The 15,258-nt window shown below is 44.9% G+C and carries 25 protein-coding genes; 24 read left to right on the plus strand and 1 reads right to left on the minus strand.

All coding sequences use genetic code 11. The features are described from left to right. Positions 1-28 precede the first annotated feature (28 nt). The 10 genes from B9T62_RS39920 to B9T62_RS09010 all read left to right on the plus strand — a co-directional run bounded on the left by B9T62_RS39920 (position 29) and on the right by B9T62_RS09010 (position 4,093). On the plus strand, positions 29-178 hold the full coding sequence (locus B9T62_RS39920) for a hypothetical protein (protein ID WP_169834355.1): 150 nt from the start codon (positions 29-31) through the stop codon (positions 176-178). Continuing rightward, positions 175-672: a hypothetical protein gene (locus tag B9T62_RS08975; protein WP_087914941.1), complete on the plus strand. Its 498-nt coding sequence runs from the start codon at positions 175-177 to the stop codon at positions 670-672. The genes B9T62_RS39920 and B9T62_RS08975 overlap by 4 nt, the downstream gene beginning before the upstream one ends. Next, positions 665-1,102 carry a hypothetical protein gene (locus B9T62_RS40190; RefSeq protein WP_211296433.1) on the plus strand — a complete coding sequence of 146 codons (438 nt, stop codon included), beginning with the start codon at positions 665-667 and terminating at the stop codon, positions 1,100-1,102. The genes B9T62_RS08975 and B9T62_RS40190 overlap by 8 nt, the downstream gene beginning before the upstream one ends. After that, on the plus strand, positions 1,081-1,413 hold the full coding sequence (locus B9T62_RS08985; RefSeq protein ID WP_087914942.1) for a hypothetical protein: 333 nt from the start codon (positions 1,081-1,083) through the stop codon (positions 1,411-1,413). Before B9T62_RS40190 ends, B9T62_RS08985 begins: the two co-directional genes overlap by 22 nt. Positions 1,414-1,544: 131 nt before the next feature. Then, positions 1,545-1,808, plus strand: a complete 264-nt coding sequence (locus B9T62_RS08990; RefSeq protein ID WP_087914943.1) for a hypothetical protein — start codon at positions 1,545-1,547, stop codon at positions 1,806-1,808. 219 nt (positions 1,809-2,027) lie between these two features. Further along, a complete protein-coding gene (locus tag B9T62_RS08995) occupies positions 2,028-2,438 on the plus strand; it encodes a hypothetical protein (protein ID WP_087914944.1) in 411 nt (136 codons plus the stop codon). 72 nt (positions 2,439-2,510) lie between these two features. After that, on the plus strand, positions 2,511-2,756 hold the full coding sequence (locus B9T62_RS09000; RefSeq protein ID WP_087914945.1) for a hypothetical protein: 246 nt from the start codon (positions 2,511-2,513) through the stop codon (positions 2,754-2,756). Positions 2,757-2,771: 15 nt separating this feature from the next. Further along, complete coding sequence (locus tag B9T62_RS09005) at positions 2,772-3,128, plus strand: hypothetical protein (protein ID WP_087914946.1); 357 nt, start codon at positions 2,772-2,774, stop codon at positions 3,126-3,128. Next, a complete protein-coding gene (locus B9T62_RS38885; RefSeq protein WP_157685528.1) occupies positions 3,118-3,270 on the plus strand; it encodes a hypothetical protein in 153 nt (50 codons plus the stop codon). Before B9T62_RS09005 ends, B9T62_RS38885 begins: the two co-directional genes overlap by 11 nt. Positions 3,271-3,436: 166 nt before the next feature. Then, positions 3,437-4,093 (plus strand): hypothetical protein, encoded by a 657-nt coding sequence (locus tag B9T62_RS09010; RefSeq protein ID WP_087914947.1) that lies wholly within the window; start codon positions 3,437-3,439, stop codon positions 4,091-4,093. Between the two features lie 582 nt (positions 4,094-4,675). Here B9T62_RS09010 and B9T62_RS09015 read toward each other — a convergent pair. Next, entirely contained in the window at positions 4,676-5,227 is a 552-nt protein-coding gene (locus B9T62_RS09015; protein ID WP_157685529.1) for a hypothetical protein, read from the minus strand. 170 nt (positions 5,228-5,397) lie between these two features. Here B9T62_RS09015 and B9T62_RS09020 point away from each other — a divergent pair, with 170 nt between their 5' ends. The 14 genes from B9T62_RS09020 to B9T62_RS09085 all read left to right on the plus strand — a co-directional run bounded on the left by B9T62_RS09020 (position 5,398) and on the right by B9T62_RS09085 (position 15,255). Continuing rightward, a complete protein-coding gene (locus B9T62_RS09020) occupies positions 5,398-5,949 on the plus strand; it encodes a tyrosine-type recombinase/integrase (protein ID WP_087914949.1) in 552 nt (183 codons plus the stop codon). 262 nt (positions 5,950-6,211) lie between these two features. Continuing rightward, complete coding sequence (terS, locus tag B9T62_RS09025) at positions 6,212-6,943, plus strand: phage terminase small subunit (RefSeq protein ID WP_087914950.1); 732 nt, start codon at positions 6,212-6,214, stop codon at positions 6,941-6,943. Further along, complete coding sequence (locus B9T62_RS09030) at positions 6,936-8,357, plus strand: DEAD/DEAH box helicase family protein (RefSeq protein WP_425436642.1); 1,422 nt, start codon at positions 6,936-6,938, stop codon at positions 8,355-8,357. The genes terS and B9T62_RS09030 overlap by 8 nt, the downstream gene beginning before the upstream one ends. A gap of 80 nt (positions 8,358-8,437) precedes the next feature. Then, positions 8,438-8,641, plus strand: a complete 204-nt coding sequence (locus B9T62_RS09035; RefSeq protein ID WP_157685531.1) for a hypothetical protein — start codon at positions 8,438-8,440, stop codon at positions 8,639-8,641. Between the two features lie 121 nt (positions 8,642-8,762). Then, positions 8,763-8,972: a hypothetical protein gene (locus B9T62_RS09040; protein WP_087914952.1), complete on the plus strand. Its 210-nt coding sequence runs from the start codon at positions 8,763-8,765 to the stop codon at positions 8,970-8,972. Beyond that, positions 8,965-9,171, plus strand: coding sequence for a hypothetical protein (locus B9T62_RS09045; RefSeq protein WP_087914953.1), 207 nt, complete (start codon positions 8,965-8,967; stop codon positions 9,169-9,171). Before B9T62_RS09040 ends, B9T62_RS09045 begins: the two co-directional genes overlap by 8 nt. Before the next feature lie 52 nt (positions 9,172-9,223). Continuing rightward, complete coding sequence (locus tag B9T62_RS09050) at positions 9,224-10,570, plus strand: phage portal protein (RefSeq protein WP_087914954.1); 1,347 nt, start codon at positions 9,224-9,226, stop codon at positions 10,568-10,570. Positions 10,571-10,611: 41 nt separating this feature from the next. After that, on the plus strand, positions 10,612-11,649 hold the full coding sequence (locus tag B9T62_RS09055) for a 3-oxoacyl-ACP reductase (RefSeq protein ID WP_087914955.1): 1,038 nt from the start codon (positions 10,612-10,614) through the stop codon (positions 11,647-11,649). A gap of 3 nt (positions 11,650-11,652) precedes the next feature. Beyond that, complete coding sequence (locus tag B9T62_RS09060; RefSeq protein WP_245864402.1) at positions 11,653-12,651, plus strand: hypothetical protein; 999 nt, start codon at positions 11,653-11,655, stop codon at positions 12,649-12,651. Positions 12,652-12,709: 58 nt separating this feature from the next. Then, complete coding sequence (locus tag B9T62_RS09065; RefSeq protein ID WP_087914956.1) at positions 12,710-13,099, plus strand: hypothetical protein; 390 nt, start codon at positions 12,710-12,712, stop codon at positions 13,097-13,099. After that, positions 13,096-13,659, plus strand: coding sequence for a hypothetical protein (locus B9T62_RS09070; protein ID WP_087914957.1), 564 nt, complete (start codon positions 13,096-13,098; stop codon positions 13,657-13,659). Before B9T62_RS09065 ends, B9T62_RS09070 begins: the two co-directional genes overlap by 4 nt. Positions 13,660-13,670: 11 nt before the next feature. Next, the gene (locus tag B9T62_RS09075) at positions 13,671-14,249 is read left to right on the plus strand and encodes a hypothetical protein (protein ID WP_087914958.1); all 579 of its coding nucleotides are present in this window, start codon (positions 13,671-13,673) and stop codon (positions 14,247-14,249) included. Further along, on the plus strand, positions 14,246-14,824 hold the full coding sequence (locus B9T62_RS09080; RefSeq protein WP_087914959.1) for a hypothetical protein: 579 nt from the start codon (positions 14,246-14,248) through the stop codon (positions 14,822-14,824). Before B9T62_RS09075 ends, B9T62_RS09080 begins: the two co-directional genes overlap by 4 nt. After that, on the plus strand, positions 14,821-15,255 hold the full coding sequence (locus tag B9T62_RS09085; RefSeq protein ID WP_087914960.1) for a hypothetical protein: 435 nt from the start codon (positions 14,821-14,823) through the stop codon (positions 15,253-15,255). The genes B9T62_RS09080 and B9T62_RS09085 overlap by 4 nt, the downstream gene beginning before the upstream one ends. Positions 15,256-15,258: the final 3 nt, after the last annotated feature.

The raw sequence follows: 15,258 nt of genomic DNA on the forward strand, positions 1-15,258 counted from the left end.
TCCTCTCCCACCAAGGGAGGAATACACGATGAAAGTCCGCTATGCGAAGTGGCATAACAATTATGATCTTGTGATTGGCGAGGAGTATCAGGCAAGCCGTTACAAGCCCGGATGGCTGTTGATTGACGGAGTATTGTATCGTTCAGAAAATTTCGAGGTAAGGGAGGAAGCTCAATGACACAAACACCGAGGGACTGGCAAAAGGATATGGAGATGTGCGAGGCTGCAACGCGTGGTCCGTGGAAAGTATTCAAAGGTGTAAGTGAAACCTTGATTGGAACAGCATATGACCATACTCAAATGAAAGGTCCAGACAGTATCGTGGGCCACGCTATCAGCGCCCACGGCGATTATGTATACATCCGTGAGAATGACGCAAAGCTTTTGGCTGAAGCCCGTACAGCTCTTCCCTACTGGCTCCAAGAAGCCAAGATATACAAACAATCCTACGAGGCCACGTTAACGGCTTATACAGCTGAGAAAGCCCGTGCGGAGGCAGCAGAGGCCCGGGAACAACGGCTGAAAGAGGCAATAGAGAACGCTCTAAAGTGGACATGGTGCAGCAGCGAGGCAAACATGAGTGAAATTGATACAGTCCTGAATGATATTTTATCCACCCTTTACCCAGATACCCCAGCACCCACCGGTGAGGAAAGAGGTACTCATGAATGATCTAATCCAAGAGTTAAAAAAGACATTAAAAGCCGCAACCTCTGGTCCATCCTGGGTTGTAGATGAATTGTTTAAACCTCTGACAGAAGCGAAATCAATCGACGAATGGCACGAAGATATTGGTCCGGTGCTGTGGTGGACATTCCCAATTGAGGAGCCGCCATATTGCGGAAGCCCACTGGATGTAGATTGGCCGGGATATCATACTCACTGGACGCCACTCATAATTCCAGCAGCCCCAGCACCCAAGGAGGTAGAGCTTTGGGATACAGTTAATCATCCGGAGTACGGGCGAGGCGGCGTTATGGAGATTATTGGAACCAAGGTGCGCGTTTCGTTTGACGACCTAGATTATCACTTGACTTTAGATATTTCAGACCTCAGTAAAGTTGAGGAAGGAGATAACCAATGGGCAAATGGAACGAATTAACGAGAATTAATAGGACACGGAAAGATCATAAATGCGCTGCAACGGGACGTACAATCCCATCTGGTTCAAGTTGCTGGAATTACAGGGGCGAGTATGAAGGAGAGTTTCAAAATTGGCACATGTGCGATGAAGCTAAAGAATTTATGGATGCCCACCCTTCTCTATTTAACGATCCAGATGGATATGAATGTGCTTATGTAGGTGAAATGTTGGACGAAGCAAAACGTGGAGGGAATTGGCCGAAGGGCATCGTTCCGACCGCAATACTTAGCGTAGCGGAGGCCGCAGGGTTGGCTGTACTTAACTTATAAGGGGGCTGAGACAACCGATTGGTTGTTAAATTCCCGGAAAATATGGAATTTGGTTGTTACGCTAATTTAGGGGGCAGATACCATACCGAGCACATCCTCGATATGGTACACCCCAAAGGGAGAGGGAAACTATGTTCAAAGTATTCCAAGTAGGCGAAGAATCTGAATTTATTGTAGCAGCAACATCTGAGGAAGCGGTTGACGATCATTGGGAACGTATCGGAGGCAATGACTATTACGAAACAAAGGACGCTGTTCCGGTCTTGCCTATCAACCTTGACGCCAAGGCTAAGTTTGAGCAAGAGGACGGATCATACAAAGAACAGAGCTTCCGGGATTTCATCGGCAATGATTTCGTCTATCAAGGTCCGCAAGTAATCTGCTGGCAAGAGTAGGTATAAGGGGGAGAAGAGGTATGAGTCGAAAAGTTATTGTTCGTTCTATGCTGGCGGTAAGGCTGTCTGTATATCTGAGTGGTATGAACCATTGAACGAGTACAATTTACGGCAAAAAGCTGCTGAATTTAAGGAAAGAGGATATGGAGAAGTTGACACGGTCACCGACACCACAGGTAGGCTTGTAAAACTTTCATAATCGAGGGGGGAGAAGAGGATATGTTATACGCTGATTTTGTTTGGCAGTGTCCTAATTGCAAACAATTCCATTCTGAAGGATTTGCTAATGAGGATGATCCGTACACCTGCTGCGGATGCAAAAGGCAGTTCATACTTACTTTCTCGGTCGATGTTGAGGAAATTGAAGCTTATGACAAGAAATCGGGGCAAGTGTCTGAGGTTCGACTAATAAAGATGGGAATAAGCCATGACCAGGGTAAAACTTGGGGAGAAATCGAGGTCGATACAAGGGACCTGAACCCTGACACCTCACCTTTGAAAGTAGGCGATTGGATAAAGGCTCCGGGTGGCGGATCGATACTTGAAATATGGCTCAACGAGAAAATAGGTAAATTAAATTCAAGGAGAGTATATGCCTTGGCCGGAGGCCATCGAGACGCGACCGAATAACCCAGCGCAGCGGGGGCCGGGTGAAGGTTTAATAGCCATCTGGCTACCCATAAAGAAAGGAACAACAAACCTATGATCAATGAATTGAAGAAAACATATGAGTTACTACCAAAGCAGCCAGAGGAAACAGGAAGGTATTTAACAGTAAACGAGACTCCTTTTGGCGGATATAAAATTCGATTGGAAATCTTTTTCTCTGGCAAACCTGAACTCAGATCAACATACATCGTAACTTTTGATGAGTTAAAAATCGTAAATTTCGATTACGAAGATAACGCAATCACTACATTATGCCATTTAATTCAAAATCATTTGTAGGGGAGGATACAGACAATGCTCGATAAACCAAAATTGATATCGTGGCTGAGAAATTACCAATGCCATGTGTGGAATGACGAAGAGAATGATCTTAACGAAGGAAAGGGAGTTGTGCTTGAGGCATTGATTCAAGAAATAGAGTCTAGCACCTTTGACCCCACACCAGTACAGCCAGACACCCCAAAGCCTGGCGATAAAGTGAAGCATCGGAAAATGAAACACCTGGGCATAGGAAACGTGCTGGAGATTGCTAAAAGTGGGGAACGAGCATACGTGGATTGGCCTAATTATGATAAAAGCAAAGTGAATTGGGCTCCAACACCAGCCTATTACCGTTTAGACAAACTGGAGGTCATACCTAATGGAGACTAAACCCGGAGATATCTATGAAGCGCAGATCATGACGATCAAAATCAAGAAAGGCATTCCAACCGTAATCTCTATGGATGGCCGGATATACATCCTTCAACCAGCATACCAACACAAGGAAGTGAAGAAGAATGCTAATCATTGATAATAGTGATTTCAACTTGATTGACGAAGACTTCGAAGAATTCCATCGCCGTGGCCTTGAATCCTACGGCATAACCAAAGATCAATTATCCGTAGTAACTCCGTATGAAATCCACTCTATACTGACAGTAAATATATAAGCCAGCCGCAGAGAGGAGATATGCCCAATGATTGAATTACTGCAGACCCCGGAGAGCGACTTTGATCCTAAAGATGATCTCGTAGAAATATCCCGAATCTATCAAGTGCAGTTTTTTGAAAACCCAGATGAAGAGGATATTAGAAAGACAAAATGGCTCCTGAAGAATTTCAGGAGATTTAAGGAGTTAAAGGAAAGCTATGAAGATGCACAAAAGAGAAAACGAGCTGATGGGTTGGATGATTTCGACCTAACAGGGATGGGCGGGGCGGCCAAACGTCTCGGCACTACCGATCTTATATCTAACATCCCGGAAAATCTAATGATTGCACGCGAGACACGGCAGTCCAACTACAAGATATACAAATTCGTAGTAGAGGCAATTATTCATGCCAGCAATAACATCGCAAACATACACGAGCATAAGATAGTACAACTTCTTTTTGTTGGAGATAAGGAAGTCAAGTACAAAGACGCTGTCAAATATATGAGAGTGGGCTACAGCGAAGCACTCTACAGCATAGAGGCTACAACATTTGCTGAGAAGCGTCGTCGAGTTATAGCCTCTCTTACTAATACGCTTCTTTTCAACGGCACTCTTGATTTCGTTACGATCGATTACGGACGGGGCCGGAATAAAGAAGGCGAAATCGGATTAAGACAACTCAACAGCCGCGAAGGGTAGATACCTGGAGCGGTATTTTTTTGTCCATCAACATAACAGAGCTTAATTTCCGTAGCGTATCAGCAATAAGCCCCAAATATAATAAAGATACCGAGGCGAGAGCTTCCGTACACTCCATATCTGGTTGCGGTAATCTGTGACGGGCATATCACACCGCAGCTCATACCCACCTCCTGGGCAACCGTGATCTCAGCGGCGAAAGACGTGGATCGAGAACGTGGACCGGATACGTCAATAACTACCGGACTAACCCATTTGAGACAGCGTACAGAGGGGAATACCACGAAGCTTTAAAGGTGCGCATAAATCGCCCAATCCGGGGCGAAGCGCATTAGCGGTAGGCGCATACTACAAATTACCGCTTAATTTTAGCAATAACCACACATCGATATTGATACCCAAAACCAATTATCGCGGGGTGTGGATTGCAAATAGATTAGGCCGTAGCGCTCACGGTTAAATGAGCGCATCATAAAAACAGTCGATGGCCTTCTGCAGGGGCTAGTGCTGGGTACACGCCTGAGAAGCGTGTTTAAACCTAAGCATCATCGACTGTTTTTATGTTTTGAAATTGATACGATGCTATTCAGTAATTTCAATAATAGATACTAAATTAATAACCTCATTTTCAAGATTTATAAAGGGAAGCTCTATTTTCTTATCTACAGATTTCGCATTAAATAAATACGGAAACAAAACACTAACAGGTTCATCTTCAGTACTCGTATTTAATATTGCAACTAGCCTATCGAATAATAATGGTAAGCTTTTAATTTGAGTGAATGGATTAGTCCAAAAGTCGCTACGATTAGCTGGCATTGCAACATTAGCGTAATAACTCCAAAGTTTATTCATCAACGGCAACTCTTCGTTCCCGGGAATTGAATATTTTAGAGGGAAAACTTCGCCATCTTCAGCGATTTTATCCTGTGATACTCGTCTTCCATCAAAATCAACAAAATCGCCGTACCAAAAGGTGCCTTTAAATTCAATAACAAGCTTTAACTTTTTTTCGAATAATGGAGAAGTGTGATCGTAAATTATTCTTTTTAATATAAAATCACATGCTTGAAGTTGCTGGACTGAATACATTTTTAATCCCTCTCTTCTTGAATATATTAAAACTACTTTCATCCAATATTATACATCTATTTCTTGATGAGAGGTTGAAAAACTCATAGTGGATACACATCGACTAGATGATATCTTGTATAACAAATCTATCTTCACCTATGAGCGCCCGATGAGGCGCTTTTTCTTTTGCTCAGGAAAAATTTCCTTAACTCTACAATGGAGGTGATGAAATGAAGTTCGTACAACCAATACGAGATCCTAAAAAATTAGAGGCCATGAAAAAATACTTATATTTTAAGAACATTCGTGACTTCATCATGTTTTTTGTTGGGATCAACACAGGATTTCGCATCTCAGATATCCTTCCCCTAATGGTCCGGGATGTGAAGGGGACGCACATAACAATAACTGAAAAAAAGACCAGGAAGGTAAAAAGTGTACTGATTCGTAAATCACTTCGCAAAGCACTGGATGCCTACATCAAAGATAAAGCAGATTTCGAATATTTATTTCCCAGCAGAAAGCGTAAAAGAGGTAAAGCACACCCCATTTCTCCAAACATGGCATACAAAATTATTAGAGGGGCAGCTAAAGAGCTTGATCTTGAAGAAATCGGTACCCACTCCATGAGGAAGACATTCGGATACAGATTGTATCTCGAAACGAAGGACATAGCGTTACTAATGGATCACTTCAATCACTCGGAGGAAAAGGTGACTCTGAGGTATGTGGGCTTGCTCCAGGATACCTTAGACGATGCTTTGGAGGACTTTGAACTCTAACGAATGCACTTCAATGGGGTAATGATGAATTCATTTCGGGGAACGAAGAACAAAACAAATCACATCAATGAAAATCCGCACTTTACGAATGACATACAATTAGTACTGAAGTGAATTCAATTAACAAATATTAGTAGAATACAGTGAGCAGCCAAGGCCTGAGTTAAATCTGAGGCTTATTTTCATTAGTAACGTTTGACCATTTTAGACCTTTAAAAAGTGTATCCAACTCAAATACGTAGTGGGGCCGAGGTGAAGTTAGTTGACAAGAGAGAAAAGCCCGGATCGAGAGAAAGCACTGAAGATTTGGCTGAAGAGTGGCCGGGAGAAGAAATTGAGTGAGATTGCAGCAGAACTTGGGCTCAATCCATCTATGGTCCGCAGATGGAAAAGCGCTGATAAATGGGACGAGATACCGGCATCAGGCAGACCGCGAGGAGCCAAGAAGGGCAATCAGAACGCAAAGGGGAACAAAGGCGGCAAGGGTGGACCTGAAGGGAATCAGAAGGCGCTTAAGCACGGATATTTTAGTAAGTTCATGCCCCAGGACCCTGAGTTTATGGAGATCCGCGAGATTGTTGAAACCATGAGCCCGGCAGATATGCTCTGGGAGAACGTGCTTAGTCTGTATCAACGGCTTATTTGGGGCCGCCGCATTACTCATGTTAAAGATAAAGATGATGTCACTAAAGTCCTGACTAAGAAAAAACCCGGGATGTTCGGAACCGAGCAAGAATGGGAATATCAACAAGCCTGGGATAAGCATAACAGCGCTATAAAGGCAGAGTCTGTTGTTATGAAAGAACTGAGATCAGCAATAAAGCAGTTTATTGAAATTGCTCCTGAAAAAGACGAACGACGTTTGAAGTTGGAACGAATGAAAATTGAGATTGAGAAGAAACGGCTTGAAATTGATAAACTGAAAAATGGTGGAGGAGATACAGACGAGGATGTTATTGAAGATTGGGTTAAGGCGGTGGAAGAGAATGACTAAAGAGACACCAAACACAAAGCGCCGGCTCAATGCCTTCAAGAAGCGAATACCGGAGTACAGGAAGAACCCTGTGTTGTTCTGCAAGGAAATGCTTAATTTTACGCCGGATGAATGGCAAGCTGAAGTACTAATGGACATAGCTACTGATCCGCGCGTTTCAGTACGATCAGGGCAGGGAGTGGGCAAGACAGGAGTTGAGGCGGCAATTGCGCTTTGGTTCCTGTCTTGTTTTCCGTATCCGAAGGTAGTCTGCACGGCCCCGACAAGACAGCAACTGCATGATGTATTGTGGGCTGAGATCAGCAAATGGCAGGATAAGAGCCCGATTCTGAAGGTTATTCTAAAATGGACGAAAACAAAGGTATACATGCGGAACTATGAAGAACGCTGGTTTGCCACGGCCCGGACCGCAACTAAGCCAGAAAATATGCAAGGTTTTCATGAAGACTACATGTTGTTCATCGTAGATGAAGCGTCCGGCGTAGAAGACAGGATCATGGAGGCTATACTCGGTACATTGTCAGGTCCATACAATAAGCTGTTAATGTGCGGCAACCCAACACGCACGAGCGGAGTGTTCTATGATTCCCATAACAGAGACCGCGCTGATTATAAGACACGTAAGGTTTCCTGTTTAAACAGCCCCAGGACGAGCAAAGAGAATATTGCCATGCTCAAGCGTAAATATGGTGAAGGCTCTGACGTATGGCGTGTACGTGTTGAAGGTGAGTTTCCGCGCGGGGAATCCGATACATTCATAGCGCTGGAAGCGGCTGAGTTTGCGAAGAACGAGGTTCGGATTGAACCTAAAGGACATAAGCTCACGGTAGGGGTGGACGTAGCTCGTTTCGGTGACGACGAAACCACCATATACGGGCAGGTCGGCGGCAAAGTGGTAAAGAGTCACTTCCACCACAAACAGGACACGATGACAACCACCGGCTGGGTGCTTCGGCTCGTTGATGATATTAGGGTAGAGCGTCCTGAGGTGGAAGAAGTAGAGATCAGAGTCGATGATAGCGGCATAGGTGGAGCAGTTACAGACAGACTCAATGAGATCAATGACGAAAAGAACCTCGGATACACAATCATAGGAGTTAATAATGGATCGTCCGCAGAAGACGAGCATTACGGAAACCTTGGCTCAGAAATGTGGGGCCACATCAAGGAACTTCTGGAAGATAATATGAGTAACTATATGCTTGGAGTCCCTGGTGTAATGGAACTGCCAGATGATGAAAAACTTGTAACTCAATTAACATCCAGAAAATGGCGTATGGGCAGTAACGGTAGGATCTACCTGGAACGTAAAGAGGATATGAAGAAGCGCGGACTGCAATCACCGGATAGAGCTGATGGGTTTGTATTGGCCTTTGCTAACATACAGACGGATACTGGCTTTGCATTTGGATGAAGCTATGAAACATGTGATGCTTCCTAGTATTGGAGGTGTTACAATAAAGAGGAATTGATACGTGAATTTGAGGAGGCGCTATGATGAAAGTTTCGGAATTAATAGAGAAGCTTCAAGAAATACCAAACAAAGATGCTGAAGTCAATGTCCATCATTGGCTATTAGCTACAAAAACGGATAAAGTGATACTGTCATGGAGTAAAGTAACCGGAATATTAGTCCCACTGGATGGGGAATATAACCAAATAACGATTGAAACTGATAAGGTTGAAGAGGATATCTAAATTTCCGCAGTAATCCCGAATAAAACCAATGATATTATTAGTCCATAGAAGTATGAACGAATACAGAAGGTCAGGAAAATTTTCCTGCCTTCTATTTTTATGTCTGGAGGAGGAAATTAAGGTGAAAGTGGAAATTAAACTTATTGACGGTACGGGGATTGTTGGTGACCATGAGTTCTTAAACACGTTTAAAAGAGGATTCTATAATGGTGCCATGAGTTCATTTTCCATGCTGAAAGTTAATGATGTTCATTCGAATCAAGAGTATTTCTTTCCTATGACCAGCGTTGTCTATGCAAGGGAATTGAAGGAAGATGAAAGTGATGAATGAAACTGCTGAGTTTGTTCAATTCGCTATCAATCAATGGAGAGAGAAAAGAGATGAAGCGTTCTGTGCTCATAATCTCAATTTAGAGGAAGTATACGCAAAAGGTGAATTCGAAAGCATTCCTGCCGACTGCCTCATGGCGGTATGTTATGTAGATGCTTATGCGTGTGTACAAGCGAAAATCCGTAGCAAAACTGAATAAATAAGATGTTATCCTTAATTCATAGAAGTCTGCAAGGAAAGGAGGTAACACCTTGGGTGTAAGACAGATCATTATCGATTGGCTTGCAGCAGGCAGAACTAAGAATGAACCGGAAAGACAGACTGATGCCTATCCCCAATCGTGGGGGTGGTGGGGACGCAGTGGGAATAAACAACCTGTCCCAAAGCGAACACCAACAAACCTCAGGACATTGAGTGAATCGCCTATACCACGTCGAGCGATCAATGTCGTGAAGGATGGTATAACAAAGCTTAATTGGTCAGTAGCTGCCATTGATGAGAACGATGCTGAAAAGTATCAGGAATTATGCAAAATCATTGAGCGATCCTTGCTTAAGCCAAACCCATCTGATTCATTTAGATCTTGGCTTGAGCAGATCGTTGAAGATATGCTTGTATGTAGCGCTGGAAGTACAGAGATGCTCAAAGCTGGAGATCCGTTAAGACCATTCAGGATGTATCCGGTGGACACTTTTTCAGTAGACCTACATCCAGATTGGGATGGGAAGCCTGATACTTATCGATTCGCCCAAAGGGTTAATGGTAAATATGTACACCTAACGGCTTCGGAATTGATGTACATTCGAATGAATCCAAGAACAAACACACCATTTGGGCTTTCTCCACTAGAAACAGTTTGGGAATCAGCGAATAACTTTATTGATTCTCATAAATCTGCAGGAAATCAAACCAAAGGTACGTTTCTTCGAAAGATACTTAACCTTGGAAAAACGGCCGATTCGAAAGCTGTGTCTGCCTTTCGTTCATTCTGGGACTCTGAAGTGCAAGGGCAAGGGAAATTTCCGATCATTGGCGGCGAAAACCCGAGCGTCCTGGATTTAGGAGCTACTGACGACAAGGCACTATTCCTTGAATGGCAGCGTTTCTTGATTGAAATCATAGCGATTTCTTTTGGTGTATCACCCAAGAAGTTAGGTCAGACAAAGGACGTTAACCGTACCACAGCGGAAAGCGAAGACGAGGATACGGAAGCTACGGTGCAGTCCATCGCCGAGAACATTGTCGAGCATATTAATAACCACGTCATTGACGGCATCTTTAAAATGGGCGGCGTGATCGAGTTTAAGTTCCTGTATGCTACGTCCTTAAAGGACCTAAAGACTCAGGCAGACATTGATGCAATATATCTAGATCGCAGAACGACCACGCCGGATGAGGTAAGGGACAAGCAAGGGAAGAAAGCACTCCCTAACCAGCATGGAGAAGTGTTATTGCAGCCGAGCAAGATCGCTGTTGTTGATATAAACAAGACTCAAGAAGAGCTTGCAGAAGCGGAGAGGGCCAAGGCTGTTCCACCAATACCATCAGAACAAGAAGATGAACTGAATAAGGAAGACCCCAACACCGAGGAAACGTAACGGTGTTTTTATTTTGCCCTGAAGGGAGGTGAGAACCAAAAATGCTTAAGACATTAAAAATGAGTAATTCGAAAATGCGCGTCCAGGACTTCAAACTCTCTGACGCTGGAAGCCACCCCAACAAGGTACCTTTCAAATGCGTATTATTCACGGTTGATCAGCCGAGTGACGGTTCGCCTTCAGGGGCAGGCGGTAAACTGATCCGCATTTCTTCAAGCGTATGCGATCAATATCTTCAAACATTCGTGGGGATGGCGCTTAACATCGACTACGCCGCAGGGATGTCCGACCATGAACCGCGCTTTAAGGTGGCCGTGATCGATAAGGCTTACCGTTCCATGGATGGATGCGCTTGGGTGGAAGGCTACATTTACGGTAAAGACTTCCCGGATGTGGTGGCGACCATTCGTTATTACAACGGCCTTGCAGCTGAATACAACTGGTCTGAATATCAATTCGGTGCATCGCTTGAAATGGAAGCCTCAGTGCAAAACGCCGCCGACATGGAAAACGTGCTCGATGTAATGGAATTCTGCGGTACCGGTGCAGCGATCTTGTTCGCCGATGCCGCCGCCTATAAAACAACTAGCTTTGCGGCCAGGGACAACAAACCAAAGGAGGATGTCAAAATGACTCCAGAAGAAATCAAGGCAATGCAGGATGCAATGAAAGCTATTCAAGATGGCATGAGCACAATCACGGCTAGTGTACAAAACGTGGTAACTGAGGTCGGAACTATCAAGTCTGATCTCACAAGTATGAAAGCCGCTAATGCAGAAGTTGAACAAAAAACAGCTGAGGAACAGGCTGCTGCTGACCTCAAAGCAGCTAATGACAAGACAGCGGCACTTGAAAAAGAACTCGCTGACCTAAAGGCTAGTCATACCCCACCAGAGCCGGAGCGCAAGACTTTCTCAGCAGCAAATCTATTATCAAAATACGGAAAGGTTGAAGAGTCGGCAACGTCTGATTTTTCAACATTTTGCGCAAGCGTAGATGCACTGAATCTTCCGTCTGGTGAATCCATGGTACTTAAAATGAAAGCCAAAGCTTCCTTTGGCGTGAAAGAAGGCGAATAAATAATGGCAGAACAATCAGTAGCACAATTCATTGATTTCCGGGCAGCAGCGCAGATTATTGCACCGGGCGCTATCATCGTTGATGATTTTCAGAGAGAAATTACCGACGCCCTCCGGAGAAGTTCGGTCTTGGAAGGACGGATCGAGTATGTTCCTGCAACCGGAGACTTCTCAACGTACTATGAACAAAATACGATTAATGGCGGGGAATTTGTAGATCCGCGCGTAGTATCGGCGAATGCATCGAGCAATCCAAGAACGCCCCATAGTTTGAAGATGAAGGCCATCACCAATGAAGTTGTATTCGGACATTATGATCTGACATTGGGCCAACAGCAAAATAACTTCCCAGAACTCAAAGCTAAAGACCTAAATGACATGATTAATGGGGTTGGCTTGACTCATGGTAGAGCGTTGTGGAGAGGAAACGACACAAGCTTATCTGTTCCAACCACTATGCAATATCGAGGGCTGAGTAAACAAATTACTAATACATTCTCGGTTTCCGCAGCAGCATCAATCGTGGATGCCATTCGAGCTAAAGTTGCTGCAATGACTTCCAGCGAACTATATGTGCTGATGCCTACAGCAATCTATATCCACCCAATCGCTCATCACTACCTGGAGCAAGAAGAAAAGAATTCATCGAACAACGAAACGCAGATCAACAGTTTGACTAAGACGATGGTTGCAGGTATTACAGTCCTTGCAATCATGACATCTGCTGGTATTCTTCCACTCATCCCTGAACCTTTTATGACCTATGCAGTAAATGCCACAGACCCATTGATGACTGATTATGGCATTGCGATATTGACTGAACCCATGCTTGAGTACCACTATGTGGGCAAAAAGGATGCATTCCTTTTCCAACTAGGGACCACTTCTGATATTCAGGAAAAATACATTGCGATCAAATATGGAGCGCCGGTAGCGAAAGGCCCGAGCTATGCTCATGCTTATGGAACTGTTACACGTCCTACTATTGCAGGCGTTGCTTAGTAAACCATTCAGGGCGGTATTATAGCCGCCCTCTTTCTATTAAAAAGGAGATGATCAGGTGGGTAAAATAAAACTTGGGGAGGAAAAGCCCGAGGACATTCAATCTGAGGTCGAAGCACCAGATGGTGTTTCTGAAGTTGAGCAAGATACCGCAAACGAACCTGTGATACCTTCCCCGGATGCCGCGGCATTAAGCACTGGTACCATTGGTGAAAACTCCGAGTTGGATAAGGCGGGGGCGAACGGTGATTCCGTCTTTGAAGAGGAAACAGCCAAGAGAGAGTTTACCGCCGTACTTGAAAGTGTTCTGCTGAAGAGTTGGGAGGAAGGTAGCGAAGGAATTCACACCATCCATATCAAACGGGGTATCTTCAATTTTGTCAACGGAAAGGCTGAGATTCTACCTGAGTCCGCCGCAGAATTGCGCCAAGCGGGTTACATTGAATGAGCCAATACCTAACCACAACGGACACCGACTACGTACCCACAGGAGTGGTGCTGACCCTCCCGTTGATCATTCGGGCATCCGCTATCATAGACGGGCGCTGCAAGCGTGAAATCGGCGTGACAACCTACACTGAGCGTATACCGTTGACAAATCAACGAGGGCATCTGTCTTATTACCCAGTGAAGGAAGTCACAGAGGTTAAAGGCAGAGCAGCATACGGCATCACCGGCGATAACTTTTTCGGTGCACCAGGGTTCACGGATGCTGATCTGAGCGTCTTAGACGTTGACAAGGAGATAGGCTCTTTGTCATGCGGCGGATCACCATTCGGAGCGCCTTATGCAGAGCTGGAGGTCACGTATACCAGTGGGTGGGACCCCATTCCTGATAAGGTGAAGGTGGCTTGCGGTCTACTCATTGCTCAGTTATCCAGTAATTCAAACTCGAATGTAAAAATGAGAAAAGACGTTGACTCCACTATTGAATATTTCGGGAACGATATGATCACTCCAGAGATAGCAGACTTGCTGTCTGAGCATATGCATCGTTCCTTCAGATAGGAGAGAAGGTCATGTTCCATGAATTTGCATACCGTCATACGCCGTGTGTGGTGAACGGACAACCGGATGCAGTAATCCTGTCACGCGGATCAAGCGGAGGTTCTCAGTTTGGACGAGAATCGGATTACATGGGGAGGTTTGCCCCGGAGTCGCCGGTTGTTACTGGAGACATAGTGATTACTGAAGACAGTTATCTCATATGTTCTCTTCGTATTACGCCGGACAGGGATAAGTATTGCGGCCTGGTCAAGTCCAATGTCGTCATTGAAGTTCTAAGGTACTCACAGAAGTATGACAGCAATGACAATCCGATTGGCGATCCTACGTTCAACACTGTACAGAGCGGAGTAATCGCATACGCCGAATTCGTAAATGCTAAGTTACTTCAAGAGAATCCCGGTCTTTTACCGACAACAGCTTACTTGCTGCGTTTACAATTTACAGTCGATATCAAACGACCGAACGATCCCGCATTATTGCAGCCTGATCGAGTCCTGTTAAACGGTAAGCCGTACCGAGTCGATGCTATCGATGATGTGAAGTATCCAGGGTTGTTGCAAGTTCAGTTGTCGGAAGATGGATTGCGATGATCACCGGATATGATACTGCAAGAGCCACTAAAGACTTGGAAAGCAAGCTGGCTGTTGAGATTACCGGACTTACTAAACTGGTGCTACTGACCGCCAAGGGCGGCATACGGTACTATCCAGCCGTGAGGGATAAGCTGCAGATGGAAATGTTCACACTTGCGAATCAGATGATATCAGGAGACATCACAGCAGACTATTGGCAAGCTTGGCTGGAGCAGTTTGGTAAAGGCTCACTGATGGCGGATGCTTCCCAAAACCCCGGTTTAGTCACCTACATGAACAGTGACGCATGGAACCGGCTGCGGTCGAAGGGTAGTAAGGTTGTCGTTGGTCGCGGAATGGGAAACTACAAAAGCATTGACGGAACCATGCGTTATTCAGGTGGCGGCTATGCAGGGGTAGATTTGGAGGAGCTGGCTGAACGCGGGGATATTGATCCTAAGTTCAAGCCAACACCACCAACCTATTTCCTTCGAATCGCGATTCAGTCCAATCGTAATCGAATACTGCAAGGAATTGCGGAGGTAATCGAAAACTTCCCGTATCATCGGTACTTTCTGGAGGACAAGCAATGAGTCTACAATTAATCGATGCTATTCAGAACACACACAAGGCTGACGCGGCGTTCATGGCGTTATTGGGTCTGACCCCTGCCGCAGCATCCGCCGATATGATCAAACGCTTCACGAAGGGCGTAGAGCCTGAGATAACGGTGACGAAAGACACCATGCCGCACCTATGCCAGTACATCATGCCTGGACAGTTTGCACGTAACCATCTGGTATTCCAAGGGAAGTTCTGCATTGACTTTTACGGAAAGACCGGATATGAGGCGAAGCTGTTATTCCAGCGTTCATTCGAGCTTTTGCATGATCGACGTATCGTCCAGCCTAAGTTCCACTCATTTTTGTGCGTTCTAGCTTATGACGGAGACTTTGCAACGGGGATCAGTGGGGTTAAGGGCTATAAAGGCATCTTCGATATTGATTATATCCGCATGAATTAAGGA

The organism is Paenibacillus donghaensis, assembly GCF_002192415.1.
GTDB lineage: Bacteria > Bacillota > Bacilli > Paenibacillales > Paenibacillaceae > Paenibacillus_AQ > Paenibacillus_AQ donghaensis.